Annotated in this window: 23 protein-coding genes and 1 tRNA gene; 12 read left to right on the top strand and 12 right to left on the bottom strand. The window is 70.6% G+C overall.

Features of this window, described 5'->3' with window-relative positions; all coding sequences use genetic code 11:
• Positions 1 to 83 precede the first annotated feature (83 nt).
• Both ABWO84_RS10505 and ABWO84_RS10500 read left to right on the top strand, forming a co-directional pair.
• Positions 84 to 1130: a methionine ABC transporter ATP-binding protein gene (locus ABWO84_RS10505; protein WP_353114508.1), complete on the top strand. Its 1047-nt coding sequence runs from the start codon at positions 84 to 86 to the stop codon at positions 1128 to 1130.
• A complete protein-coding gene (locus ABWO84_RS10500) occupies positions 1130 to 1789 on the top strand; it encodes a methionine ABC transporter permease (protein ID WP_353114507.1) in 660 nt (219 codons plus the stop codon). Before ABWO84_RS10505 ends, ABWO84_RS10500 begins: the two co-directional genes overlap by 1 nt.
• Here the strand turns inward: ABWO84_RS10500 and ABWO84_RS10495 are convergent.
• Both ABWO84_RS10495 and ABWO84_RS10490 read right to left on the bottom strand, forming a co-directional pair.
• On the bottom strand, positions 1776 to 2720 hold the full coding sequence (locus ABWO84_RS10495) for a pseudouridine synthase (protein WP_353114506.1): 945 nt from the start codon (positions 2718 to 2720) through the stop codon (positions 1776 to 1778). The two genes, ABWO84_RS10500 and ABWO84_RS10495, sit on opposite strands and share 14 nt — an antisense overlap.
• A gap of 5 nt (positions 2721 to 2725) precedes the next feature.
• Positions 2726 to 3235, bottom strand: a complete 510-nt coding sequence (locus ABWO84_RS10490; protein WP_353114505.1) for a MarR family winged helix-turn-helix transcriptional regulator — start codon at positions 3233 to 3235, stop codon at positions 2726 to 2728.
• Positions 3236 to 3302: 67 nt separating this feature from the next.
• Between ABWO84_RS10490 and ABWO84_RS10485 the strand changes: the two genes are divergently transcribed.
• The 6 genes from ABWO84_RS10485 to ABWO84_RS10460 all read left to right on the top strand — a co-directional run bounded on the left by ABWO84_RS10485 (position 3303) and on the right by ABWO84_RS10460 (position 8811).
• Positions 3303 to 3374 (top strand) — tRNA-Gln (locus ABWO84_RS10485).
• 1 nt (position 3375) lies between these two features.
• Positions 3376 to 4806 carry a bifunctional UDP-N-acetylglucosamine diphosphorylase/glucosamine-1-phosphate N-acetyltransferase GlmU gene (gene glmU, locus ABWO84_RS10480; RefSeq protein WP_353114504.1) on the top strand — a complete coding sequence of 477 codons (1431 nt, stop codon included), beginning with the start codon at positions 3376 to 3378 and terminating at the stop codon, positions 4804 to 4806.
• 9 nt (positions 4807 to 4815) lie between these two features.
• Entirely contained in the window at positions 4816 to 5853 is a 1038-nt protein-coding gene (locus ABWO84_RS10475) for a ribose-phosphate diphosphokinase (protein WP_353114503.1), read from the top strand.
• 62 nt (positions 5854 to 5915) lie between these two features.
• A complete protein-coding gene (locus tag ABWO84_RS10470; RefSeq protein ID WP_353114501.1) occupies positions 5916 to 6353 on the top strand; it encodes an FMN-binding protein in 438 nt (145 codons plus the stop codon).
• Positions 6350 to 7204: an FAD:protein FMN transferase gene (locus tag ABWO84_RS10465; RefSeq protein WP_353114500.1), complete on the top strand. Its 855-nt coding sequence runs from the start codon at positions 6350 to 6352 to the stop codon at positions 7202 to 7204. Before ABWO84_RS10470 ends, ABWO84_RS10465 begins: the two co-directional genes overlap by 4 nt.
• Before the next feature lie 56 nt (positions 7205 to 7260).
• Positions 7261 to 8811: an FAD-dependent oxidoreductase gene (locus ABWO84_RS10460; RefSeq protein WP_353114499.1), complete on the top strand. Its 1551-nt coding sequence runs from the start codon at positions 7261 to 7263 to the stop codon at positions 8809 to 8811.
• 32 nt (positions 8812 to 8843) lie between these two features.
• Here the strand turns inward: ABWO84_RS10460 and ABWO84_RS10455 are convergent, their stop codons facing one another.
• Positions 8844 to 10292 carry a sensor histidine kinase gene (locus ABWO84_RS10455; RefSeq protein ID WP_502915410.1) on the bottom strand — a complete coding sequence of 483 codons (1449 nt, stop codon included), beginning with the start codon at positions 10290 to 10292 and terminating at the stop codon, positions 8844 to 8846.
• A gap of 80 nt (positions 10293 to 10372) precedes the next feature.
• Positions 10373 to 11101 carry a response regulator transcription factor gene (locus ABWO84_RS10450; RefSeq protein ID WP_353114496.1) on the bottom strand — a complete coding sequence of 243 codons (729 nt, stop codon included), beginning with the start codon at positions 11099 to 11101 and terminating at the stop codon, positions 10373 to 10375.
• Positions 11102 to 11221: 120 nt separating this feature from the next.
• On the opposite strand from ABWO84_RS10450, the gene ABWO84_RS10445 reads away from it, so the two are divergent.
• Positions 11222 to 12466: an FAD-binding oxidoreductase gene (locus ABWO84_RS10445; RefSeq protein ID WP_353114495.1), complete on the top strand. Its 1245-nt coding sequence runs from the start codon at positions 11222 to 11224 to the stop codon at positions 12464 to 12466.
• Positions 12467 to 12537: 71 nt separating this feature from the next.
• Here the strand turns inward: ABWO84_RS10445 and gnd are convergent, their stop codons facing one another.
• Positions 12538 to 13986 (bottom strand): NADP-dependent phosphogluconate dehydrogenase, encoded by a 1449-nt coding sequence (gnd, locus tag ABWO84_RS10440; protein WP_353114494.1) that lies wholly within the window; start codon positions 13984 to 13986, stop codon positions 12538 to 12540.
• A gap of 121 nt (positions 13987 to 14107) precedes the next feature.
• Here gnd and ABWO84_RS10435 point away from each other — a divergent pair, with 121 nt between their 5' ends.
• Positions 14108 to 14620, top strand: a complete 513-nt coding sequence (locus ABWO84_RS10435; RefSeq protein ID WP_353114493.1) for a gluconokinase — start codon at positions 14108 to 14110, stop codon at positions 14618 to 14620.
• On the opposite strand, the gene ABWO84_RS10430 is transcribed toward ABWO84_RS10435, so the two are convergent.
• The gene (locus tag ABWO84_RS10430; RefSeq protein WP_353114491.1) at positions 14605 to 14730 is read right to left on the bottom strand and encodes a hypothetical protein; all 126 of its coding nucleotides are present in this window, start codon (positions 14728 to 14730) and stop codon (positions 14605 to 14607) included. The two genes, ABWO84_RS10435 and ABWO84_RS10430, sit on opposite strands and share 16 nt — an antisense overlap.
• A 227-nt stretch (positions 14731 to 14957) precedes the next feature.
• Here ABWO84_RS10430 and ABWO84_RS10425 point away from each other — a divergent pair, with 227 nt between their 5' ends.
• Together ABWO84_RS10425 and pth are read left to right on the top strand one after the other, a co-directional pair.
• Positions 14958 to 15566, top strand: coding sequence for a 50S ribosomal protein L25/general stress protein Ctc (locus ABWO84_RS10425; RefSeq protein WP_353114489.1), 609 nt, complete (start codon positions 14958 to 14960; stop codon positions 15564 to 15566).
• An 87-nt stretch (positions 15567 to 15653) separates the two neighbouring features.
• Complete coding sequence (gene pth / locus ABWO84_RS10420) at positions 15654 to 16235, top strand: aminoacyl-tRNA hydrolase (RefSeq protein ID WP_353114488.1); 582 nt, start codon at positions 15654 to 15656, stop codon at positions 16233 to 16235.
• 33 nt (positions 16236 to 16268) lie between these two features.
• On the opposite strand, the gene ABWO84_RS10415 is transcribed toward pth, so the two are convergent.
• From ABWO84_RS10415 to ABWO84_RS10390, 6 genes are all read right to left on the bottom strand, one after another.
• Entirely contained in the window at positions 16269 to 17168 is a 900-nt protein-coding gene (locus ABWO84_RS10415) for a hypothetical protein (RefSeq protein ID WP_353114487.1), read from the bottom strand.
• Positions 17169 to 17230: 62 nt separating this feature from the next.
• Complete coding sequence (gene trpS, locus ABWO84_RS10410; RefSeq protein WP_353114485.1) at positions 17231 to 18235, bottom strand: tryptophan--tRNA ligase; 1005 nt, start codon at positions 18233 to 18235, stop codon at positions 17231 to 17233.
• Between the two features lie 36 nt (positions 18236 to 18271).
• Positions 18272 to 19111 carry an exodeoxyribonuclease III gene (locus ABWO84_RS10405; protein ID WP_353114484.1) on the bottom strand — a complete coding sequence of 280 codons (840 nt, stop codon included), beginning with the start codon at positions 19109 to 19111 and terminating at the stop codon, positions 18272 to 18274.
• A gap of 9 nt (positions 19112 to 19120) precedes the next feature.
• Positions 19121 to 20269: a YihY/virulence factor BrkB family protein gene (locus ABWO84_RS10400; RefSeq protein ID WP_353114483.1), complete on the bottom strand. Its 1149-nt coding sequence runs from the start codon at positions 20267 to 20269 to the stop codon at positions 19121 to 19123.
• 46 nt (positions 20270 to 20315) lie between these two features.
• Entirely contained in the window at positions 20316 to 21095 is a 780-nt protein-coding gene (locus ABWO84_RS10395; protein WP_353114481.1) for a succinate dehydrogenase iron-sulfur subunit, read from the bottom strand.
• Positions 21095 to 21976 (bottom strand): FAD-binding protein (locus ABWO84_RS10390; RefSeq protein ID WP_353114479.1); only part of this gene is annotated, 882 nt, incomplete at its 5' end. The genes ABWO84_RS10390 and ABWO84_RS10395, both read right to left, overlap by 1 nt.

The raw sequence follows: 21976 nt of genomic DNA, 5'->3' as shown, positions 1-21976 counted from the left end.
GAGAATCGGGCGGCGCCGAAGAGGCCCGCCCGATTCCCGCGTCCGGGCACGATGTGCCCGCTGAAGCATCCGGAGGTGCATCCATGGCGATCGTGAGTCTCGCCGGCGTCACGAAGACGTATCCGCCCACGACCAGGGGCGGCGCGGTCGTGACCGCGGTCGACGACGTGACCCTCGACATCGAGCGCGGCGACGTGTTCGGCATCATCGGCTACTCGGGAGCGGGCAAGTCGACGCTCGTGCGACTGATCAACGCGCTCGAGCCCGCCAGCGCCGGCAGCATCACGGTCGACGGGACGGACATCACCCGTCTCTCCGAGCGCGCGCTGCGATCCCTCCGCACCGGGATCGGGATGATCTTCCAGCAGTTCAACCTGTTCTCCTCGAAGACGGTCAAGGCCAACATCGCCTATCCGATGCGCCTCGCCGGCTGGTCGAGGGCGGACATCGACGCACGGGTCGAGGAGCTGCTGTCCTTCGTGGGCCTCGCCGACAAGGCCAAGGCGTACCCCGAGCAGCTCTCCGGCGGCCAGAAGCAGCGCGTCGGCATCGCCAGGGCGCTCGCCACGCGGCCCGCGATCCTGCTCGCCGACGAGGCGACCAGCGCGCTCGATCCGCAGACCACGCACGAGGTGCTCGCGCTGCTCAAGAGGGTCAACGAGGAGCAGGGGGTGACGATCGTCGTCATCACGCACGAGATGGACGTGATCCAGACCATCGCGACCAAGGTGGCGGTGATGGAGCACGGCCGCGTCATCGAGCAGGGCGACGTGTTCGACGTCTTCTCCCGCCCGCAGAACCCCGCGTCTCAGCGCTTCGTCGGAACCGTGGTGAAGGGGGTTCCCAGCCCGGCCGAGACGGCGGCGCTGCGGGAGCGCCACGACGGACGGCTGGTCACCTTCTCCTTCCGCGACGGGGTGTCGTCGCAGGCGCAGGTCTTCGTCGATCTCGCCGAGGCGGGACTGGACTTCGAGCTCGTCTACGGCGGCATCAACGACATCCGCGGCCGTGCCTTCGGACACCTCACCCTCGCGCTGCGCGGCGAAGACGCCGCGATCGATCGTGCGCTCGACCGCATCCGCGTGCAGGTCGAGGTCACCGAGATCACCGCTGAAGGGGAGGTGCACTGATGGATCGCCTCAACGAGCTCTGGCCCGACTTCTGGGCGGCCGCCGTCGAGACGCTGTACATGACGTCGTTCGCGCTCGTGCTCGGCGGCGTGCTCGGCCTCGTGATCGGCGTGCTCCTCTACGTCTCGCGCCCGGGCGGCCTCCTGCCCAGCCGAGTGGTGTCGGTCGTCGTCAACCTCGTGGTGAACTTCTTCCGGCCCATCCCGTTCGTGATCTTCATGGCCGTCGCCCAGCCGCTCGCACGTGTCGTCGTGGGGATCGGCATCGGCACGACCGCAGGCGCCTTCATGATCGGCCTCGCCGCGGCGTTCGCGATCGGGCGCATCGTCGAGCAGCATCTGGTGTCGGTCCCGCCCGGAGTGATCGAGGCCGCGCGGGCGATGGGGGCGAGCCCCTGGCGCATCCTCTTCACCGTCGCGATCCCCGAGTCGCTCGGCGGGCTGATCCTCGGCTACACGTTCGTGGTCGTCGCGATCATCGACATGACGGCGATGGCGGGCCTGATCGGCGGCGGCGGCCTCGGCGCCTTCGCCCAGATCTACGGCTTCCAGCAGTTCGAGCCGGTGGTGATGTGGGCGGCGATCGTGCTGATCGTGGTCTTCGTCCACATCGTGCAGCTGCTCGGCGCGCGCCTGGCCCGGGTGGTCATGCGCCGCTGAGGGGCGCCTCCTGCAGCCGCCGCCGCGTGCGGAACTCGCGCTCCTCGCCGCTGAGCGGATCGACGAAGCGCAGTTCCCGCGCGAGCAGCTGCAGGGGCTTCGCGAAGTCGTCCGGCGCTTCGGGCAACAGCACGGGGTAGAAGCCGTCGTGCAGGATGCCCGCGCCGAGCGCGGCGAGGTGCACACGCAGCTGATGCATGCGGCCCGTGTGCGGGCGCAGCAGCGTGTGCAGCACGCGGTCGTCCGCGGAGATCAGCTCGACGAGGGTCTCGGAGTTCGGCTCCCGCGTCCCGTCGACGTGCACGCACACGTGCGCACGGAGCTTCTCGATGTGGTTGCGATAGACGACCGGGAACGGTCCGCCGCCGAGCGCCGGGCGGGCCGGGTCCCAGCCCTCCGGCAGCGCGGAGACCGCCTCGTACACCTTCTCGACCCGGCGGTTCTCGAAGAGCAGCTGATAGGCGCCGCGGGTCTCCGGACGCACCGAGAACATCAGCAGGCCGGCCGTCGCGCGGTCGAGCCGGTGGATCGGGGTGAGCTCGGGGATGCCGAGCAGATTGCGCAGCCGCACCAGCGCGGAGTTCTGCAAGTACTTGCCGCCCGGGGTCGTCGGGAGGAAGTGCGGTTTGTCGGCGACGACGAGGTCGCGGTCGCGGTGCAGCACCTCGATCTCGAACGGGATGTCCCGCTCGACCGGCGGCTCCCGGTAGTACCAGACGAACTCGTGCACCCCCAGGGGCGTCTCCCTGGTGAGGGGGGAGCCGTCGCGCGCCACGATCTCGTCCCGGTCGAAGCGGCGCAGCAACCGCTCGGGGTCGAGGTGGAAGAAGCGCTCGGCCATGTACGCGGCGACCGTCGGCCACCGGCCCTCGGACGGCAGGTGCAGGCGGGTCGCGCCGACGCCGTCGCGCACCGGGAGCGGAGAGGGCATGCCCATCAGGCGTCGAAGCTCAGGCTGAGCTTGCGCAGCAGGGCGGCGAGCCGCTCGCGGTCGCCGCGGGGAAGCGCCGACAGCAGCGTCGCCTCGGCGTCGACCAGGCGGGTGATGGCGGCGTCGACGCGCACCTTCCCGTCGTCGGTCAGCGTGACGAGCACGCTGCGGCCGTCGGTCGGGTCCGCCTCGCGGCGCACGAAGCGGCGCCCCACGAGCCGGTCGATGCGATTGGTCATCGTGCCGCTGGAGACCAGGGTCTGCTGCAGCAGCTGCTTGGGGGAGAGCTGGAACGGTGCGCCCGCGCGCCGGAGCGCCGACAGCACGTCCCACTCCCAGGGCTCGAGATCGCTGCGGCGGAAGACGTCACGGCGCGCGCGGTCGAGGTGACGCGAGAGCCGGTCGACCCGGGAGAGCACCTCGAGGGGGGAGAAGTCCAGATCGGGGCGCTGCGCGCCCCAGGCGGCGACGATCCGATCGACCTCGTCCCCGGGTACCCGCTCGCCAGTGCTCACCCGTCCATTATCCCCGTGGCAGACTTGTCACGCGGTCCGGGGCCTTCGGCGCCCGTGGTGGCCGCGGTCCGCCGTGGTGTAATGGCAGCACGACAGCCTTTGGAGCTGTGAGGTTCAGGTTCGAGTCCTGGCGGCGGAGCATGACGCAGAACAGTCTGGCCATCATCGTCCTCGCGGCAGGACAGGGCACCCGCATGAAGTCGCGGCGCCCGAAGGTGCTGCACGAGATCGGCGGCCGCTCGCTCGTCGGGCACGTGCTCGCGACGGCCGCCCACCTCGGCGCCGAGCACGTCGAGGTCGTCGTCCGGCACGAGCGCGACCAGGTGGTCGACGCGCTGTCGACGCAGTACCCCGACGTCGTGATCGTCGATCAGGACGAGATCCCGGGCACAGGACGGGCCGTGCAGGTCGCGCTCGACGCGCTGCCGGAGGGCTTCGACGGCGATGTGCTCGTGCTCTCCGGGGACGTGCCCCTGCTCGAGGTCGAGACGCTCCGCGCCCTGGTCGACGGCCATCGCGCGGCCGCCGCGTCGGCCACGCTGCTGAGCGCCCTCCTCGACGACCCGACGGGCTACGGCCGCATCATCCGCAACGCCGACGGCGTGGTGGAGCGGATCGTCGAGCAGAAGGACGCGGACGAGGCCGAGGCCGCCGTGCACGAGATCAACGCGGGCATCTACGTCTTCCGCGCCGCCTCCCTGCGCACGCAGCTCGGCCGCATCACGCAGGACAACGCGCAGGGCGAGCTCTACATCACCGACGTGATCGGCCTGCTGCGCGGAGACGCCGAGACGGTGGCGGCCGAGCTGGCCGACGACGTGGCCTCCACGTTCGGCATCAACGACCGCGTGCAGCTCGCCGAGGCGGGCCGCGTGCTGAACCAGCGCATCGTGCGCCGGTGGCAGCGCGAGGGCGTGACCGTGGTCGATCCCCTCACGACCTGGATCGACGACGACGCCGTGCTCGCGCCCGACGTCACGATCCTGCCGAACACGCACATCCTCCGCGCCACCACGATCGCGCCGGGCGCGACGGTCGGGCCGGACACCACCCTGGTCGACTGCGAGGTGGGCGAGGACGCGGTGGTGAAGCGCACCGATGCGACGCTCGCCGTGATCGGAGCCGGGGCCACGGTGGGCCCGTTCTCCTTCCTGCGTCCCGGCACCGTGCTCGGTGCGAACGGCAAGATCGGCGCCTACGTCGAGACCAAGAACGCCGAGATCGGCGAGGGGAGCAAGGTGCCGCACCTCTCCTACGTCGGCGACGCGACGATCGGCCGCGGGGTCAACCTCGGGGCGAGCACGATCACCGCGAACTACGACGACGTCGACAAGCACCGCACCGAGATCGGCGACGAGGTGCACACCGGGTCGCACACGGTGCTCGTCGCGCCCGTTAGGCTGGGTGCTGGAGCGAAGACCGGCGCCGGCGCCGTCGTCCGGAAGGACGTCCCGGCGGGTGCACTGGCCATGAGCGTGGCCCCTCAGCGCAATGTCGAGGGGTGGGTCGAGAAGAACAGGGCAGGCACGGGCGCGGCGGATGCTGCCGCCCGGTCGCGAACGGCGGAATAGGCGGGACCGATGGGTCGCAGCAAGAAGAAGACGGTGGAGCTCGACAGGGACAACGGCGTCGCGCCGGGCCTGATCGCGAAGACCAAGAAGCGGCTCGTCGTCGCCGGAGGACGCTCGCATCCCGAGCTGACCCGGCAGGTCGCCGAGGCGCTCGGCACCGAGATCGCCCCCGTCGAGCACCGCACCTTCGCCTCGGGCGAGATCTACGCCCGCTTCGAGGTGTCGATCCGCGGATGCGACCTCTTCATCGTGCAGTCCTTCGGGGAGCCGGTCAACGAGTGGCTCATGGAGACGCTCATCATGCTCGACGCCGCCAAGCGCGCGTCGGCGAAGCGCATCACCGTCGTCGCGCCGTACTACCCGTACTCCCGTCAGGACAAGAAGGGCCGCGGACGCGAGCCGATCAGCGCCCGCCTGGTCGCCGACATGCTGAAGGTCGCCGGCGCCGACCGCGTGATGAGCGTCGACCTGCACGCCGCCCAGATCCAGGGCTTCTTCGACGGTCCCGTCGACCACCTGTTCGCCAAGCCGGTGCTGCTCGACCACTTCGAGCGCGAGCTGACCGCGGAAGACCGCGAGACCCTCACGATCGTCTCGCCGGACATGGGGCGCGTGCGCGTGGCCGACACGTGGTCGGACAGCCTGGGCGCGCCGCTGGCGATCATCCACAAGCGCCGCGACCCCAAGGTCGCCAACCAGGTCACGGTGCACGAGATCGTCGGCACGGTCGACGGGCGCACCTGTCTCCTGGTCGACGACATGATCGACACCGGCGGCACGATCGTGAAGGCCGCGCAGGCCCTCAAGGCGAACGGCGCCCGCAAGGTGATCGTCGCCGCGACCCACGCGATCTTCAGCGATCCCGCATCCGAGCGCCTGCAGGACTCCGCGATCGACGAGGTCGTCGTCACCGACACGATCCCGCTGACCGAGTCGCGCCGTTTCCCGGGTCTCCGGATCCTGCCGATCGCGCCGCTGCTGGCGACGGCGATCAAGCAGGTCTTCGAGGACGGCTCCGTCACGAGCATGTTCAACGGCGAGGCCTGATCCTCACGGTCTCCACGGCATCCGCAGGGGGAACTCATAGGCCCTCATCGGATGCTGGAGTCATGACCTCGCGCACCGCACGATCCGCCACCGCCCTCGTCGGCGTCGCCGGCGCCCTGCTGCTCGCGGGCTGCTCCGGCGCCGCGACGGCCGAGTCCACCCCGGGCGGGACTGCGCCCTCGGGGTCGGGAACGGGGTCCGCCGGCTACAAGGACGGCACGTACACCGCAGAGGGCTCGTACCAGACACCGGAGACGGTCGAGAAGATCTCGGTGACCCTCACCCTGAAGGACGGCTCCGTGACCGACGTCGAGGTCACGGGCGATCCGCAGGCCCGTGAGACGGAGCGGTACCAGGGGCAGTTCATCGACGGCATCGCCGCGGTGGTCGACGGGAAGCGGATCGACGAGCTGAAGGTCGACCGCGTCGCGGGCTCCTCTCTCACGAGCGGGGGCTTCAACCGTGCTCTCGAGCTCATCAAGGAGCAGGCGGCGGCGTGAGCCTCTGGCGCTTCGACGCGATCGGCACCGTCTGGGAGATCGAGACGGAGGCGCCGGTCGACGACGAACGCCGCGCGGAGGTGCGCTCCGTGATCGACGCCTTCGACCGGGGCTGGTCGAGGTTCCGCGAGGACTCCGCGGTGTCGGCGATCTCCGGGGGAGGAGGGATTCCGGCCCCGGTGGACGCCGTGGCGATGCTCGATCTCTACCGGGAGCTGTCCGACGCGACCGCCGGCGCGGTGAACCCCCTCGCCGGGGACGCGCTGGTCGCGCTCGGATACGACGCCGGGTACTCGCTCGTGCCCGGTGAGCCGCGCCCCGCGCCCGCCGACTGGACCCGCGTGCTCCACTGGTCGTCGGAGACGCTGACGCTCGCGGAGCCGGCGGTCATCGACGTCGGCGCCCTCGGCAAGGGCCGTCTGGTCGATCGGGTCCTGAGCGTCCTCGCGGGAGTGCGGGGGCGGATCGTCGTCGATGCCGGGGGAGACCTCGCGACACGCGGTGGCGAGCTGCGGGTCGCGCTGGAGCATCCCTACGATCCTGCGCTCGCCGTCGGGGTCGCCGTCATCCGCGATCGAGCGCTGTGCGCCTCGGGCATCGGACGCCGCGCCTGGGGCGACGGGCTCCATCATGTGATCGACGCGCGTACCGGGCTGCCCGTCCGCCGGTGGGCGGCCACGTGGGCGATCGCCGTCGACGCACTGCACGCGGATGCGGCCGCCACCGCCGTGTTCTTCGATGGCGGCGAGCGGTTCGCGGCCCGCCACGATGCCGGATGGGTGCGCATGTCGACCGACGGGCGGATCGAGAGCTCGCCCGGGTTCCCCGGAGAGCTGTTCCTGGCGGCGTGACCTCCTCCCGGTGCCGGAAACGCCGCCGCACGGCGAAGATGCGGAAGAGTAGTGGTGTGATCCGATCCCTCACGGCGACCCGCCAGCGGGTGCTGGCCGTCCTCGCCACGATCTCGATGTACCGCCTGGTTCTCTTCGCCCTCGTCGCGCTCGGCGGCATCGCCCTCGTGCTGTCGCTCCTGGGGCAGGTGGGGCCGGGGCCGCTCGAGCTGCTGGTCTCGTTCGCGGTGCTCGCGATCGCGATCTGCGCGGTCGATGCCGCGGCGCAGCGCATCCTCCGGCTGCCGTGGCGCATCGAGTCCTCGCTGGTCTCGTCGCTGATCCTGCTGTTCGTTCTGCAGCCCTCGCTCGAACCGGCCGGCCTCGGCGGCCTCGCGCTCGCCGGAGCGCTCGCCAGCCTCTCCAAGTACCTCATCGCCTGGCGGGGCCGGCACATCCTCAATCCGGCCGCACTCGGAGCCGCACTGGTGTCGATCCTCGGACTCGGCACCACGGCGTCGTGGTGGGTCGGCACGCCCGCGATGGCGATCCCCGTCGCCCTCCTCGGCCTCGCCGTCGTCTGGCGCACCGAGAAGGTGCGCATCGTGCTGGTCTTCGCCGTGATCGCGATCGCCGTGTCGGTCGGACGGCAGGCGGTTCAGCTCGGCGCGGCGGGGCTCGGCTTCTCGCCGGGCGACGCGCTCTCGCTCGCGGTGCTGCAGTCGCCGATCCTGTTCCTCGGGGCGTTCATGCTGTCCGAGCCCCTCACCCTCCCTCCGCGCCGCTGGCAGCAGGTCTGGGTCGCGGCGCTGGTCGGCGTGCTGGTCGGGTGGCCCATCCCGGTCGCCGGCCTGTTCACGCTCGGGCAGGAGCGGGCGCTGCTCATCGGCAACCTGCTCGCGTTCGCCTTCGCGCTGCGCGGGTCGGTTCGCCTGGTCCTCGAACAGCGCCGGTTCGCGACGCCGATGGTGCAGGAGCTCACGTTCCGCACCAAGAGCCGCCTGCGCTTCGTCGCCGGCCAGTACCTCGAGCTCGATGTGCCGCACGCCCATCCGGACGCCCGCGGGACCCGGCGCGAGTTCAGCATCCTCTCCGCGCCCGCCGACCTGCCGACGCTGCGCATCGCGTACAAGGACGGGGACCAGAAGCATCCCTCCAGCTACAAGCGCGCTCTCGCCGCGGCGCAGCCGGGCGCCGTGCTCGCGGTGACCGGCACCTGGGGCGATTTCGTGCTGCCGCGTGGCGACGGACCGGTCCTCATGGTCGCCGCGGGGATCGGGGTGACGCCCTTCGTGTCGCAGCTGCGTCAGCTGCGGGCGACGGGGGCCGAGCGCGATGTCGTGCTCGTCTACGTGGCCGCGGAGGCCGCAGAGCTGGCGTTCCGCGAGGAGCTGGAGCAGACCGGCGCCCGGGTGCTCGCCTTCACGCGCGACGAGCCGGCGGCGCTGCCCGCGAGCTGGACGTGGGGGCGGGGCGCCCGGCTCGACGCGGACGGGCTGCACCGGCTCGTGCCGGACCTCGCCGCCCGGCACGCCTTCATCTCCGGACCGCCGCGTCTCATCGCCGATCTCGCGCCCGCGCTCCAGCAGGCGCGCAGTCTCACCACCGACGCCTTCGCCGGCTACTGACACCGGCGCGTCCCGCCCCGGAGAGCGACGCCTCAGGCGTCGGAGGGCGCAGGAGCCGAGAGGGGCAGGCGCACGACGAAGCTCGTGTCGCCGGGCGTGCTCTCGACCGCGATCGTGCCGCCGTGGCCCTCCACGATCGCCTTCACGATCGCGAGGCCGAGACCGGTGCCGCCGGTCTGCCGCGCGCGCGAGGCGTCACCGCGTGCGAATCGCGCGAACATCTCGGTCTGCAGCTGAGGATCGATCCCGGGGCCGTCGTCGTGCACGCGCAGTTCGGCGTGGCCGCCGGCGGCGGTCACGCTGAGTGTCACGGTGGTGCCCGCGGGGGTGTGCGTGCGGGCGTTCGCCAACAGGTTCGCGACGACCTGGTGCAGTCGCCCCGCGTCGCCGTCGACCATCACCGGGTCGGAGGGGACGTCGAGCTCCCAGCGGTGCTCCGTGGCCGTGGGGCGTGCATCCGTCAGCTCCTCCACGGCGAGCTGCGTGAGGTCGACCGGAGAGTGCACGAGCTCACGCCCCTCGTCGAGGCGGGCCAGCAGCAGCAGATCCTCCACCAGCCGCGTCATGCGCAGCGACTGCGCCTGGATGCGCTCCAGAGCTGCCTCGGTGCTCTCCACCGTGCCCGCGGCCGCGGAGGGCTGCCGGAGGGCGCGGAGGGACAGCTCCGAATAGCCGCGGATCGACGCGAGCGGCGTGCGCAGCTCGTGGCTCGCGTCGGCGACGAACCGCCGCATCCGCTCCTCGTTCCGCTGCCGGGCGGCCAGGGAGGTGTCCACGTGGTCGAGCAGGGTGTTGAGGGCCACGCCCACGCGCCCGAACTCGGTGCCGGGATCGGCCTCCTCCTCGGGCACGCGCTCCGTGATCGAGACCTCTCCGCGGTCGAGGGGCTGCCCGGCGACACGGGTCGCCGTCGCAACCACGCTGCGCAGCGGGCGCAGGCCGACGCTGATGGTCAGGGCCGTGGTCAGGGCCAGGAGGATGAGCCCGCCGACCGTCGCGAGGGCGATCACCGTGAACAGGTGCGTCATCGTGAGCTGGATGTTGTCGCGGGGGAGGCCGGTGATGACGATCGCGCCGGAGCGCGTCTGCTGCGCGATCAGCCGCCAGGAGACCCCCGCCGTCTCGGTGGTGACCGGCACGTTCAGCTCCTGCACCGCGTAGGTCGCGGCGGCGAGCTGCAGCGAGGTGAGGTCGCGCAGCTTGCCGTCGGTGCCGACGATCGCCCCGGAGGGTTGGCCGCCGTGCCCGGCGACGGTGTAGAGGATGCCCGTGCTCGGCACGGAGCGCTGATCGAGGACGGTCCCGGGCGTGACCGCCACGGGATTCGACTGGATCGCCTGCTCCGTCCATGCCTCGGTCTTCGACGACAGCGAGCGCAGCTCGGTGTCGAGCTGGCTCTCCAGCGTCAGTCCGAGCGTGGCGCTCGTGATGATCGCGACGATGACCAGGATCAGCGACACGAAGCCGATCACCGCGGCCATCAGCCGTGCCTGCAGGCTCAGAGGCCTGCGCTTCGCCGCACTCACGTCAACCCGCGATCCTCATCACCACGCCGCAGGCGTCACTGCGGTGCCTTGATCATGTACCCCACGCCGCGGACGGTGTGCAGCAGCGGGGCGCGCCCCGCGTCGATCTTCTTGCGCAGGTAGGAGATGTACAGCTCGACGACCGACGACTTCCCGCCGAAGTCGTAGCTCCACACCCGGTCGAGGATCTGCGCCTTCGACAGCACGCGACGGTCGTTGCGCATGAGGTAGCGGAGCAGCTCGAACTCGGTCGCGGTCAGCTCGATCTCGTCGTCCCCGCGGAACACCTCGTGGCTGTCCTCGTTGAGCGAGAGGTCGGCCACGCGGAGGATCGCCTGCTCGTCGTCGGAGCGCACCTGTCCCGCCCGGCGGATGACGGCGCGCAGCCGCGCGATCACCTCCTCCAGGCTGAAGGGCTTGGTGACGTAGTCGTCGCCGCCGGCGGTCAGCCCGGAGATGCGATCCTCCACGGCGTCCTTCGCGGTGAGGAAGACGACCGGCACGAGGTTCCCCGACTCGCGGAGGCGTCGCAGCACGCTCATCCCGTCGAGGTCGGGCATCATCACGTCGAGCACGAGGGCGTCGGGCTCGAACTCCCGGGCGGTCTGCAGCGCCTCGAGCCCGCTCGCCGCGGTGCGCACCTCCCAGCCCTCCATGCGCAGGGCCATCGCGAGCAGGTCGGTCAGCATCGGCTCGTCATCGACGGCGAGGATGCGCAGCGGAGAGCCGTCGGGCCGGCGGAGCTCCGGGTGGTCGTTCGTCATGACCTCATTGTGGATCCGCTGACACCGAGAATCCAAGGAGGAGGCTATGAGCGGTCTGTGAGGATCGTCGGCGATCTCGGAGGGCGCGCCGATGTCGGAGGGTCGCAGTAGTGTCGCGCCATGAGCGAGCAGCAGATCGTCATCACCGCACAGTCGACGGCGGACGTCGTCCAGGCCGTCTCCCGCGCGGAGCAGGAGGGGAAGGGCATCACCGTCGTATCGGGCGGGCATGGGCTGTGGTCGCACCAGCCGGATGAGGGGGTGCGCCTCGAGCTCACCGGACTCGCCGAGGTCTCCGTCGGCGAGCGGCTCCCCGACGGCACCACGAGGGTGAGCATCGGGGGCGGGGCGACCTGGGGCGGCGTGGCACGGGCCCTCGCCGATCACGGTCTCGCGATCAGCTCGGGGGACACCTCGTCGGTGGGCGTGGGCGGGCTGACCCTCGGCGGCGGGGTCGGCTGGATGGTGCGTGCGTGGGGGCTCGCGGCGGATCAGCTCATCGGGGCGCAGGTTGTCACGGCCTCCGGAGAGGTGGTCGAGACGTCAGCCGATCGGCACCCCGATCTGTTCTGGGGACTGCGCGGCGGCGGGGGCAACTTCGGCGTCGTCACCCGCTTCGACTTCTCCGCGCACCCGCTCCCGCGGATCGGCTACGCGGAGTACGTGGTCGACGGCGACGCTGCGGCGGCGCTGCGGGCTGCCCGCGAGGCGATGGCGGTCGCACCGCGCGAGGTCACCGCGACCTACATGGACGTCCCGCCGATGGATCCCAGCGCCCCGGCCGGCGCCCGGCTGTCGGCGGTGTGGGCGGGGGATGACGTCGACGCGCTGCGTAGCGCGCTCGCCGCAGTGGAAGCCCAGGAGGGGGTCTCCGCGGAGTTCTCCGTGCCGGCGTACCGGGAGATCCTGCTCGAGATGCCGGCGCCGGAGGGGGAGGGGCCCGTCCCCGGTTTCATCGGCGGCAACGGGCTCTTCGCCGAGCTCGATGACGCGCTGATCGAGCGTCTCGTCGCCTTCCGTGCGAGCTATCCGGCGTCGGTGCTGTTCCTCCGCTCCCTCGGCGGGGCCTTCGGCGAGGTGGCGCAGGAGGACACCGCGTTCCCGGCGCGGCATGCGACGTGGTTCGTCATGGCCGGCGGGTTCGACATCCCCGGCCTCCTCGATGACGAGACCCGCACCGCGATCGCCGCCGACTGGAAAGCGATCGAGGAGCAGCGGATCGCCGAGTACGGCAACTTCACCAGCACGGAGTCGCCGGAGTCCGTGCCGGGCATGTTCACCGCGGAGGCGTATGCGCGGCTGCGCGATCTCAAGCGCACCTGGGACCCTGCGGGGCTCTTCCGCCGCAACCACACGATCGTCTGAGCCGGAGCCTCGGAGAAGACGATGAGGGCCGGACGCCCTGCGGCATCCGGCCCTCATCGATCAGGTCGGGATCAGTGCGTGTCCTCGGCCTCGATCTCGGTGCGGTCGCCCGACCACTGCGTGTGGAAGGTGCCCTGCTTGTCGACGCGCTTGTAGGTGTGGGCGCCGAAGAAGTCGCGCTGCCCCTGCACGAGGGCGGCGGGGAGACGGTCAGCGCGGATGCCGTCGTAGTACGACAGCGACGACGAGAACGCCGGGGCGGGGATGCCCGCGGTCGCCGCCGCGATCACGACGCGGCGCCACGAGGCCTGGCCGCGGCCGAGCGCCTCGGCGAAGTACGGCGCGGTCATCAGCACCGGCAGGTCGGGGGTCGCGGAGTAGGCGTCCGCGATGCGGTTCAGGAACTGCGCGCGGATGATGCAGCCGCCGCGCCAGATCTTCGAGATCGCGCCGAGGTCGATGTTCCAGTCGTACTCGGCGGCGCCGGCGCGGATCTCGTCGAAGCCCTGCGAGTAGGCGACGATCTTCGAGGCGTAGAGCGCGAGGCGCACGTCCTCGATGAACGCGGCCTCGTCCTCAACCACGAAGTCCTCGTCCGGGCCGGGGAGCGACGAGGCGACCTCGCGCTGCTCCGGGTGCGAGGACAGCGAACGCGCGAAGGTGGCTTCGGCGATGCCGGACACCGGCACGCCCAGCGACAGCGCGGTCTGCACCGTCCAGGCGCCGGTGCCCTTCGCGCCGGCCTGGTCGAGGATGACGTCGACCAGGGGCTTCCCGGTCTCCGCATCGACCTGGCGGAGCACCTCGGCGGTGATCTCGATGAGGTACGACTCGAGCTCTCCGCGGTTCCACTCCGCGAAGATCTCGGCGATCTCGGCGGGGGACTTGCCGGTGCCGCGACGGATCAGGTCATAGGCCTCGGCGATCAACTGCATGTCGGCGTATTCGATGCCGTTGTGGACCATCTTGACGAAGTGCCCGGCCCCGTCGTGGCCGACGTGGGTCACGCAGGGCTCGCCCTCGGCGACCGCGGCGATCGACTTGAGGATGGGGCCGAGGGTGACCCACGACTCGTCCGAACCGCCGGGCATGATCGAAGGGCCGGTCAGGGCGCCCTCTTCGCCGCCCGAGATGCCCGCGCCGACGAAGTTGATACCCGTCTCGCGGACCGCCTTCTCGCGCCGGATGGTGTCGGGGAAGTAGGCGTTGCCGCCGTCGACGATGATGTCGCCGGGCTCGAAGACCCGCACGAGCTCATCGATCACGGCGTCGGTGGGGCCGCCGGCCTTGACCATGATGATCGCCGTGCGGGGCTTCTGCAGGCTGGCGGCGAACTCTTCGTAGGAGAACGCGGGGATGAACCCGGCCTCCGGGTGAGCGGCGACGAGCTCGTCGGTCTTCGCGCGCGAGCGGTTCAGCACCGCGACCGTGTTGCCCTCGCGGCTGGCGAGGTTGCGGGCGAGATTCGAGCCCATGACGGCGAGTCCGACGACTCCGATGTTTGCTGCGGCTTCGGGCACAGTGCGCTCCTCGATAGGAATGGGTGCTCTCAGGCTATCGCTGTCGCCGTGCCGGAGCCGATGTGTGTCGCGTCGAGGAGCGCCGGGCGCCGGGCATCGGGCCGGGCGATATCGTGGGGGCATGCGCGTGGTCGTGATGGGCCCCAGCGGCTCAGGCAAGTCGACGATCGGTTCTGCCCTCGCCGCCCGGCTCGGCGTCCCCTTCATCGATGCGGATGATCTGCATCCGGCGTCGAACGTCGCGAAGATGTCGGCGGGGATCCCGCTGGACGACGACGATCGGATGCCCTGGCTGCGCCTGGTGGGAGAGGCGCTGCACGCCGAGGCATCTGCGGTGATCGCCTGCTCCGCTCTCAAGCGCGCATACCGGGACGTCATCCGGGCCGAGGAGCCCGAGGCGCTGTTCGTCGAGCTCGCGATCGACAGAGCCGTCCTCGAGAGCCGGATGCGTGCCAGGGCGGATCACTTCATGCCGGCGTCCCTGCTGGACTCCCAGCTCGGCGCGCTGCAGCCACTGCAGGCGGATGAGCGCGGCGTGGTCGTCGATGGAGCCGCCGGCGGGGTCGACGACGTGGTGACGGCGATCGTCGCGGCGCTGTCGCCCGCGACGGAGGCGGATCAGTCCTTGCGGTAGCCCGAGCGGCCCATCGCGAACAGCGCGCCGAAGCTGAAGATCGTCGCGCCGACGGCCATCAGGCCGATCAGCCAGAGGATCGCGTGGGAGAGGAAGGCGCCGTCGAACATGCGGGTCGCTCCGGTTTCTGCTGCGGGGAAGCGGACGTGTGTTTCCCAGCCTATCGGTCTTCGGGTACCATGGAGGGGTTCCTCGGCGAGGGATGCTCGCGCATGCGCGTCATCCGTTATCGACGCGGCGATGCAGGCCAGTGGCTTCTGCTTCTCCGTGTGCGCGTCGAGAAGCCGAACAGAAGACCACCGTGCGGCGCATCGCTGCACGCCCGAAGGAGAACCCCATGTCTGAAGACAACAAGGTCCAGGCCGAGCTTCGCAAGAGCTTCGGCAAGGGCTTCGCCCGCCGCCTCCGCGCCGAGGGCAAGATCCCCGCTGTCATCTACGGCCACGGCACCGACCCGGTGCACGTCGCGCTGCCCGGCCACCAGGTCGGCCTGATCGTCCGCCGCGCGAACGCGCTGCTCGACCTCGACATCGAGGGCGCCGCGCAGCTCGCGCTGGTCAAGGACATCCAGAAGGACCCGGTGCGCCAGATCATCGAGCACATCGACCTCCTGGTCGTGAAGAAGGGCGAGAAGGTCTCCGTCGAGGTGCCGATCGTCGTCACCGGCGAGTCGTTCTCGGGCACGATCGTGACCGTCGACGTCGCGAACATCAAGCTCGAGGTCGAGGCGACCCACATCCCGCAGAACGTCGAGGTCAGCGTCGAGGGCCTGCAGGAGGGCGCGCACATCACCGCCGCCGACGTGACGCTCCCCAAGGGCGCGACGCTGCTCGACGACCCGGAGCTGCTGCTCGTCGCCGTCTCCGTGCCGGCTGCCGAGACCGCCGATGAGGAGACTGCCGCCGACGAGGCCGCTCCTGCCGCCGAGGAGGCCGCCGCGGAGTGATCCGCCGGATGTTCATGACGGAGGGGGCGCGAGCAGATCGCGTCCCCTCCGTCGTATCCTGACCGCATCGACCGAAGAGGACGACCAATGGCATCCACCTGGCTGGTGATCGGACTGGGCAATCCCGGGCCGCGCTACGAGGCGACCCGTCACAACATCGGTCAGATGGTGGTCGACGAGCTCGCCTCCCGCCGGGGTGAGCGCTTCCGGGAGCACAAGGGTGGCGCCCGGGTCGTCGAGACCTGGCTGCGCCCGGGGGGCGACAAGGTCGTGCTTGCGAAACCGAACACGTTCATGAACGTCTCCGGCACCCCCGCCGCGGCGCTCGCACGGTTCTACTCCGTCGACCCCGAGAGAGTGATCGTCGTGCACGACGAGCTCGACATCCCCTTCGACACGATCCGTCTGAAGGTCGGGGGAGGGCATGGCGGGCACAACGGCGTCCGCGATGTGGCCCGGGCGCTGACCACCGCCGAGTTCCCGCGCGTGCGCGCGGGCATCGGGCGTCCTCCGGGTCGCCAGGACCCGGCCGACTGGGTGCTCTCGCCCTTCAGCTCGGCCGAGCGTGAGACACTCCCGATCTTCGTGTCCGACGCCGCCGATGCCGTGGAGCAGCTGATCGACGAAGGGCTGCTCCCCGCTCAGCAGAAGCATCATGCCCCGCGCTGAGGCGGGGCATGATGCTCGTGCGGCGGCGGGCTCTCAGTAACCGCTGGTGGCTGCGCCGGCACCGACACCGCAGGCGATGAAGGTGAAGAAGAAGAACGCCACGGGGCCGACGACCGCGAGGATCATCCCGGCGAGACCCTGACCGCGGCCGCGGCGCTTCACGATCGCGATGATGCCGAGGACGATCGCGGCGATGCCGATCGCCGTTCCGGCCCAGAACGTCAGCTCCGCCATGAGCACGTCCATCCGGGCCGGAGCGAGGAGACCGAGGTCGGATGACATCCCGCTCGACGAGCTCAGGAAGAAGCCGGGCGCCTTGTTTCCGATCTGGAAGCCGAAGACCGCGCCCAGGATCGGGACGACCACCAGCGCGATCAGGCCGGCGACGAGCGAGATGACGCCGAGGAGCGGCGATCCCTTGACCGGGGCCTCCGGCGCGTATCCGCCGACAGCTGCGGGGTACCCGCCCACCGGGACGGGGTAGGCGCCCGGAGGGGCCTGATACGGAGGAGCGGCGGGCGCGCCGTATGCGGGCGCGCCATACGCCGGGGCGGTCGGTGCGCCGTAGGCCGGAGCCTCAGGGGTCGAGCCCGGTGCACCGTATGCCGGAACGTCCGCGGGGGCGCCGTAGCCTGTGGCCTCAGGGACCGAGTCCGGTGCACCGTAGGCGGGCGCGGCGGGAGGAGCGCCGTACGCGGGTGCATCCGGCGCCGACCCGGGGGCCGCGTAGGCGGGGACGCCGGACGCGGCGTAGCCGGAGGCGTCCGGGGCCGGAGCTCCGTATGCCGGGGCCTCACCCATCGGCGCTCCATACCCGGGCATCGCCTGATCGGCCTGAGGGACAGGCGGAGCAGCGGGGAAGGCCGCGGAATCGGGGGCGGGGACGGGCGGCACCGGGGGCACTGCCCCGTGCGGCTGGTTCGGATCGGTCACGCCCCCATCCTAGAGCGTGGCAGGCCTCTCGGGAGAGTGCCGTTCCGCGCGGAGACGTGCGTTCAGACCCGCCGCAGCAGGCCGACCTTGTCGTAGACGTCGGCGAGCGTGCGGTCGGCGACCTCGTCCGCGCGAGCGGCATTGGCGGCGAGGATCCGGTCCAGCTCGGCGGGGTCGGCGAGCAGTTCGAGAACGCGTTCGCGCACCGGGCCGAACTCGTTCACCACGACCTCGGCGAGGCCCTTCTTGAAGTCGCCGTACCCGCGGCCGGCGTACTCGTCCTCGATCGCGCCGATCTGCCGGCCCGTGAGCGCCGCATAGATGGTGAGGAGGTTGGAGACGCCCGGCTTGTTCTCGCGGTCGTAGCGGACCGATCCTTCGTTGTCGGTGACCGCGCGCATGATCTTCTTCGCCGACTTCGAGGGCTCGTCGAGGAGCCACAGCACGCCGGCGTCGCTCTCCGCCGATTTCGACATCTTCGACGTGGGGTTCTGCAGGTCGTAGATGCGGGCGGTGTCCTTCTGGATCACCGGCTTCGGCACCACGAACGCCTCCCCGAAGCGCGAGTTGAAGCGCTCGGCGAGGTCGCGTGTGAGTTCGACGTGCTGCTTCTGGTCATCGCCCACGGGCACGACGTCGGTCTGGTAGAGCAGGATGTCGGCGGCCATCAGCACCGGGTAGGTGAACAACCCGACCGAGGTCGCGTCGGCGCCGAAGCGGCTGGACTTGTCCTTGAACTGCGTCATCCGCCCGGCCTCTCCGAAGCCGGTGATGGTGCTGAGGATCCAGGCGAGCTCGGCGTGGGCGCGCACGTGCGACTGCACGTACAGCGTGGACTGCGAGGGCTCGATGCCCGCGGCGATGTACTGCGCCGCGGTGCGACGGGTCTTCTCGCGCAGCTCGGCAGGGTCCTGCGGCACGGTGATCGCGTGCAGGTCGACGACGGAGAAGAACGCGTCGTAGGAGGTCTGCAGATCTCGCCACTGCAGGAGCGCCCCGATGTAGTTGCCGGCCTGGAGGGAGTCGGCGGAGGGCTGCATTCCGGAGTAGAGGCGAGATTTCGTCACGGTGTCAATCCTATGGGGGCGTCGCCCCGCGCTGTCTCAGTACGTGTAGTCGACGAGCACGGGGGAATGGTCGCTCCAGCGCTCGGCATAGGTCGCGGCGCGGGCCACCCGGTAGTTGGTCGCCCGCTCGGCGAGGGCAGGGGTGGCCAGGTGGTAGTCGATGCGCCAGCCGGCGTCGTTGTCGAACGCCTGACCGCGCATGGTCCACCAGGTGTACGGGCCGTCGACCTCGCCATGGGCGGCGCGGCCGACGTCGACCCATCCGAGGCCGGGTCCGGTCGAGCCGTCGACGCCGGTGACCTGTTCACCCTCAGCGCCGAGGAAGCGGTCGAAGTAGCCGCGCTCCCGCGGGAGGAAGCCCGACTTGGTGCGGTTGCCGCGCCAGTTGCGGATGTCGAGCTCACGGTGGCCGACGTTCAGGTCGCCCGTGACGAGGGCCAGTGCGCCGTCGGCGGCGAGCTGGGGCATCCGCTCCTCCATCGCGTCGAGGAACTTCCACTTCTCGACCTGCTTCGGGGTATCGGCCTCGCCCGAGTGCACGTAGGCGCTCACGACCGTGAGCGGCACGCCGCCGAGCAGGAAGTCGGCCTCGAGCCAGCGGCCCGCGGAGTCGAAGTCGTCGGCGCCCAGGGCGGTGCGGGAGGCGACGGCCGGCTCGCGACTGACGACGGCCACGCCGGCGCGCCCCTTCGCGGTGGCGACGTCGTGCAGGATCGACCAGCCCGGGAAGGCGGCCTCGACGTGCTCGTCCTGCGCACGGACCTCCTGCAACGTGACGACGTCCACACCGGACTCGTCGAGCCAGGTGTGCATCCCGTTGCGCACCGCCGCGCGGATGCCGTTGACGTTGACCGAAGCGATACGCAGATGAGGCATGCCACCAGACTACTGAGGGGGTGGGACATCGCCCGCGGCGCTGCTCCGCGCCGCATCCCACCGCTCCTCGAGGCGCTCGAGCTCGGTCAGCGCGTCCTGCACCTCCTGCCGCGGACCCCGGGAGCGCCACCACGGGGCGTCGCTCCGGGCCTCGACGGCGAGCCGCAGGCGCTCGCGGGCGGCCTCCAGCTCGGTGTCGCGGCGACGGGCGAGGATCTCCTCGTCGGTGAGCGGGATCAGGCGCTCATGGTCGTCGTGCGCCGCCACCGCCACCCATGACGACGCGACCAGCACGATGATCCCCAGCAGCCGGAACCAGAGCAGGAGCCCCACGAACACCGCGAAGGTGGCGAGGAGCGGATTGGACGGCGTGAACGAGAGCAGGTATCCGACGCCGAACTGCAGCACGGTGATCGCCGCGCCGCCGATCATGGCCCCGGGCAGCACGCGCCGCATCGAGAGGGAGATGCCGATCAGGAACCGCATCAGCGCCCCGATCGCGACGGTGAAGACGACGAAGCCGACGAGCAGCGCGCCCAGGCCCACGCCGAACCTGTACCAGGGGGAGCGGTCGCTCCAGCCGAGCAGCTCGAAGATGAAGTTGAGCACCGTCGAGCTCGCCGTGGCGAGCACGGAGCCGATCGCGAGCAGTACCGCGAACGCGAGCGACGCGACGAAGTCGCGGGCCTTCAGCCGCAGGAACCCGCGGTCGTCCGGCGGGATGACGAAGATGTCCCGCACCGCCTTGCGGGCGAAGGTGATGAAGCCCACCGAGGTCCAGAGCGCCGTGAGGAGCGCGATCGCACCGGTGACCGCCAGCACTCCCGTGCTCGACTTGGCGATCTCGGCGACCTGGTCGACGGTGAAGAGCCCGGTGCTGCCGGAGGAGGTCTCGGTGATGAGCCCGGGCGCGTAGCTGTTGATGATGCCGATCAGCCCGGCGATGGCCTCGTCGCTGCCGCCCAGCCAGACGCCGACACCCGCGAACGTCACGTACAGCAGCGCGAACATGCTGAACAGCGCCTGGTAGCTCACCCCCGCGGCCAGCAGGAAGCCGTTGTGCTGCAGGAAATGCCGCCACACGCGCAGGGGGAACCAGCCGAGGGTCCGCTGAGCGATCTCCCGGGCGCGGTCGATGGGCCTCTCCTGGTCGGTCACCCGACCAGCGTATCCATCGGCGGCGGGACGCCGCATTCCCGGCGGCTCAGCGCGCGCCGAGCAGAGCCGCCTGCTTGACCTCGGCGATCGCCTTGGTGACCTCGATGCCGCGGGGGCAGGCCTCTGTGCAGTTGAAGGTCGTGCGGCAGCGCCACACGCCCTCCTTGTCGTTGAGGATGTCGAGGCGCGCCTGGGCGTTGTCGTCGCGCGAGTCGAAGATGAAGCGGTGCGCGTTGACGATCGCGGCGGGGCCGAAGTACTGTCCGTCGGTCCAGAACACCGGGCACGACGTGGTGCACGCCGCGCACAGGATGCACTTGGTGGTGTCGTCGAAGATCGCGCGGTCGGCGATCGTCTGCAGGCGCTCCTTGCCCTTCTCCGGCGTGGACTTCGCGACCAGGAACGGCTGCACCTCGCGATAGGCCGCGAAGAAGGGCTCCATGTCGACGATGAGGTCCTTCTCGAGCGGGAGGCCCTTGATCGCCTCGACGTAGATCGGCTTCGAGATGTCGAGGTCCTTGATCAGCGTCTTGCAGGCGAGGCGGTTGCGGCCGTTGATGCGCATCGCGTCGGAGCCGCAGATGCCGTGCGCGCAGGAGCGGCGGAAGCTCAGCGAGCCGTCGACCTCCCACTTGATCTTGTGCAGGGCGTCGAGCACGCGGTCGGTGGCGTACAGCTCGACGTCGTAGTCGACCCAGCGGGGTTCCTCGTCCACCTCGGGGTCGAAGCGGCGGATGTTGAACGTCACCAGGAAGGACTGCACGCCGGTGTCGTCGGCGGCCTGCAGGTCGGCGACGGCGTCCGGATCGACGAGAGCGCTGGACATCAGTACTTCCTCTCCATCGGCGGGTACTTCAACTCGCCGTCCTCGTTCTTGGTGAAAACGACCGGCTTCCAGTCGAGCTTGATGTGGTCGGTGGCGTCCGAGGAGTGCGGGTCGCCGACCAGGTAGGCCATGGTGTGCTGCATGAAGTTGACGTCGTCGCGCGTCGGATAGTCGTCGCGCATGTGGCCGCCGCGGCTCTCCTGACGGTTGCGGGCGGCGTAGACGACCACCTCGGCGATGTCGAGCAGGAACCCGAGCTCCACGGCTTCGAGGAGGTCGGTGTTGAAACGGTGACCCTTGTCGTCGACGTGCACGTTCTTGTAGCGCTCGCGCAGCTCCTCGATGACGCCCAGCACGTGGGTGAGCGACTCCTCGGTGCGGAACACCTGCGCACCGCGGTCCATCTCGTCCTGCAGCTTCTTGCGTAGTACGGCGATGCGCTCGGTGCCGGCGTTGTTGCGCAGGCCCTCGATCATGTCGCGCACGCCGTCGACCGCACCGTCCGGCAGGGGGACGAACTCGGCGGTCTTGACGTACTCGACCGCGTTGCGGCCGGCGCGCTTCCCGAAGACGTTGATGTCCAGCAGGGAGTTCGTGCCGAGGCGGTTGGAGCCGTGCACCGAGACGCAGGCGCACTCGCCCGCGGCGTACAGGCCGGGGACGATGGTGTCGTTGTCCTGGAGCACCTCGGCGTTGTTGTTCGTCGGGATGCCGCCCATCGCGTAGTGCGCGGTCGGCATCACGGGCACCGGCTCGACGACCGGGTCGACGCCCAGGTAGGTGCGGGCGAACTCGGTGATGTCCGGGAGCTTGGTCTCGAGCACCTCGGCGCCCAGGTGCGTGCAGTCCAGCAGCACGTAGTCCTTGTGGGGGCCGGCGCC

The organism is Microbacterium sp. (assembly GCF_040394595.1).
In the GTDB taxonomy this organism is placed as follows: Bacteria; Actinomycetota; Actinomycetes; order Actinomycetales; family Microbacteriaceae; genus Microbacterium.
Note: the sequence above shows the minus strand (reverse complement) of the source record. Positions and strands in the feature narration are given on the sequence as shown.